3 protein-coding genes are annotated in these 3,087 nt (G+C 54.4%); 2 read left to right on the top strand and 1 reads right to left on the bottom strand.

Annotated elements, in window-relative coordinates; all coding sequences use genetic code 11:
- Positions 1-419 precede the first annotated feature (419 nt).
- On the top strand, positions 420-815 hold the full coding sequence (locus KJ653_07775) for a hypothetical protein (protein ID MBU0685726.1): 396 nt from the start codon (positions 420-422) through the stop codon (positions 813-815).
- Between the two features lie 341 nt (positions 816-1,156).
- Positions 1,157-2,053, top strand: a complete 897-nt coding sequence (locus tag KJ653_07780) for a cysteine protease (protein ID MBU0685727.1) — start codon at positions 1,157-1,159, stop codon at positions 2,051-2,053.
- Between the two features lie 208 nt (positions 2,054-2,261).
- On the opposite strand, the gene KJ653_07785 is transcribed toward KJ653_07780, so the two are convergent.
- Positions 2,262-2,639: an ACT domain-containing protein gene (locus KJ653_07785; protein MBU0685728.1), complete on the bottom strand. Its 378-nt coding sequence runs from the start codon at positions 2,637-2,639 to the stop codon at positions 2,262-2,264.
- Positions 2,640-3,087 lie beyond the last annotated feature (448 nt).

Consider the following 3,087-nt stretch of genomic DNA (forward strand, 5'->3'; position numbering starts at 1 on the left):
AAATTGGCATACCTTCTTTGCCATCATGACTTGGTCGGGCATTCACTCGGGAGTCGATTTGAGAATTGCAGCATCCAGCTTTAACTGACGGCAGATTCCGGGCCGAAATCCGGGCCCTCGCACATTTTAATCCTAAGATGTGAATTAATGTTCAAATCTAATCCCGGACTCCGCCCTTTCTGTGAGTCAGACGACCATTGTATCGAGCAAGCCTCTCCGCATTCCCTTCACTTGGGGCTTCTCTGAAGGGGCTCAAGTCGACCTCAATCGATAACCGAGAAGGCCTATTCCAAGTACCTGGATGTTGCGATCTTCGACGGGGACACTTCCCCTAAGTGAGCAGATCTGGGACTCTTGAGCTCACACGTTTCTCAGCCTGAGAAAAGGCATTAGGCATTGGACGGCGATTCTCGGTAACGATGCCGAAGTGCAGAACATGTGGAGAGGAGTTCACAATCTCATCCGAAGCGTCATTGTCTAGATCGTTGACCATGGATCTTCTGCGCGTGATGAGATTTCGGCCTGGGCGCCTTGTTGGCGTGAAGAATGGTTGGCTTGTTGGAGGCATAATCATCGGTTTGTTCGCGTTAAGCATGGCGCTGAGCTATGAGGACATCTGGGTGCGCGGCCTATCTATCTTCGCTTTCTTCGTTGTGATGTTCTTTCTCGCAATCTCGCTTTCCAAAGAGGCCCGCTATTCCAGAACAAGGTCTCAAAACTGCTCAAACTGCTCGAGCACAATCATGGCGAAGCAACTGCTGCGTCCCGAGGAACTTGGGCCCCACAAGATTGCCATGACAAAGAAGAAACTCTAGAAAAGAGAAGAAGGAGTTTAGCTCGGTGCAATAATCGCTTGATTGAGGAATGGTCAGACATTCGAGTTCACGCATGGCTCCCTGAACATCCTCATCCCATCCTGCACATGTCACAGCAGCTCCAAATACTCCTAAATACTCCAATGCAGTTCATCGCGTGGCCAAGCCCGTGGCCGGACAGCAGCATGAAGAACTGAGCAAGAAGAGGCAATCTCGAGCATTGGATCAACGAAATCCAGACCTGAGATTGCTGCTGGTTTCGTACCCCGTGAAATCGTCCACTGACGGTGGATCTGGAGTCTGCCCGGCCAAGAAGGACACACGGCGAGGAGGTTGAGGAGATGGAGAACAGAAGGCGGGGCATGGGATGGTTACCCGACTATCCAGACATTCGAGACTACACATTCGAGAGCAAGGAACTGCTGAGCAAGAAAGAGATCCATGCACTTGTCACGCCCATCGGTCTGCAGAAAGCAGACCGGACAACCCTGGCGTCGTCCGTTGACCTCAGGAGGTGGTGTTCGCCCATCGAGGACCAGGGCGAGATTGGAGCATGCACCGCGCATGCAGGCGTCGGGATGGTGGAGTACTACGAGAAGAGGGCCTTTGGAAAGCATATCGACGCTTCGCGGCTTTTCCTGTACAAGGCCACGAGGAATCTCGCCGAGCTGCACGGAGATAGCGGCGCATCCATCCGTTCGACGATGGGTGCACTTGTCTTGTTCGGTGTCCCGCCCGAGAAATATTGGCCGTACACTGACAGGCTCCCTGATTTCGACAAGGAACCGAGTGCATTCTGCTATTCGTTCGCAGAGAACTACAAGAGCATCAAGTACTTCAGACACGACCCGCCTCAGCTCTCGGAAGAAGCGGTCCTCGAGAGTGTCAAGAAATCCCTCGTAGCAGGCATACCCGTGATGTTCGGCTTCACTGTGTACAGCTCGATGGATCAGGCGAACAGCACGGGCAAGATTCCTTTTCCGTGCAGCAACGATAGAGTGTTGGGAGGACACGCCGTTGTCGCAGTGGGCTACGACGACAAGATGGAGACAAGAAATGCGGATTGTGACGTCGCGACGAAGGGAGCATTGCTCATCAGGAACTCCTGGGGTGGGGGATGGGGAGACGGAGGCTACGGCTGGTTACCATACGAGTTCTTGTACAGAGAACTGTCAGTCGATTTCTGGTCGATGCTGAAGCAGGAATGGGTCGACACGAGACAGTTCACGATCCAGTGATAGTTCTCCTTCGGAGCTGCCTCACCACGATCGCCGGAAAAGCGTTCCCTGTGATGCTGAGGAAGGCCATATAACCCCTGAGAGACACAAGCCCGCTCCAGAGTACCCGACACAGATGAATTCGGAGTTCTGGAAGGGCAGGTCTGTGGCAGGCTCTGAAGGAAATGGGAAGAGGGTTTTCGCCAAGCAACAAGGCGCTGCTCACATCTCACAGCTTCAGGATATTCTTTGCCTTCTCCTCATCGCTCACGGCGAGTGCCACATGCCTCCGGCTTCCTTCCTTGTCGAGCATGTACGCAGCATCGATGTTCACGCCCTCATCCGCCAGCGCCCTTAAGACACGCGCGAGTTCGCCAGGCTTGTCCTCCAGCTTCGCCACGAGCAGGTTCCGCTCAGAGAACTCCAAGTCCACCCGCTTCAAAGCCTCCCGGCTCTTCTGAGGATGGTCAGTGACAAGCCGCACCACCTCAGCCTTAGGCTCAGTTGAGACGGTCCGTATGTTGACGCCGCTCTCGTGCAGAGCCTCGGTGAGCCGAGCGAGCTCCCCGGGTCTGTTGGGAAGCTTCACGCTGAACTCAGTTTCCATACTCCACTCCTCCTCGAACCGGACCAAGAACTAATGGCCACTCTGTCCCCTGAGGTGGCAGGAAGCCAATCCATCTTGTTCCGGAACACTATAATGCTGCGCGGTTATAGTATCTCAAACTGCCCTCGAGGCGCGGCAACGACGTCCACATGTGGGGTCTCGCTCAGCGAGGATTGCTTCATCAACCAAGAGGCTGGATGCGGAGAAAAGCAATGGGCCCATTTCTTCTCGCCCGATATCTACGAATGTTCCAGCGATAGATGACTTTTGTGTAACCGCCCCGTCCATCATACCCAGGACACGGACATGAAGCCCGATATGGACACGCCGACGCAAGAAGGGCATTTCCCGAGCGCCTCGCCATCAGAGGACTGAATGCTCAAGAGACCAAGACATCCGTGAACCGGAAGCCCTCGACATCGAACAGTCCCTTGTCGCCCAGCTTGAG

It is taken from the genome of Candidatus Thermoplasmatota archaeon (genome assembly GCA_018814355.1).
In the GTDB taxonomy this organism is placed as follows: domain Archaea; phylum Thermoplasmatota; class Thermoplasmata; order UBA10834; family UBA10834; genus COMBO-56-21.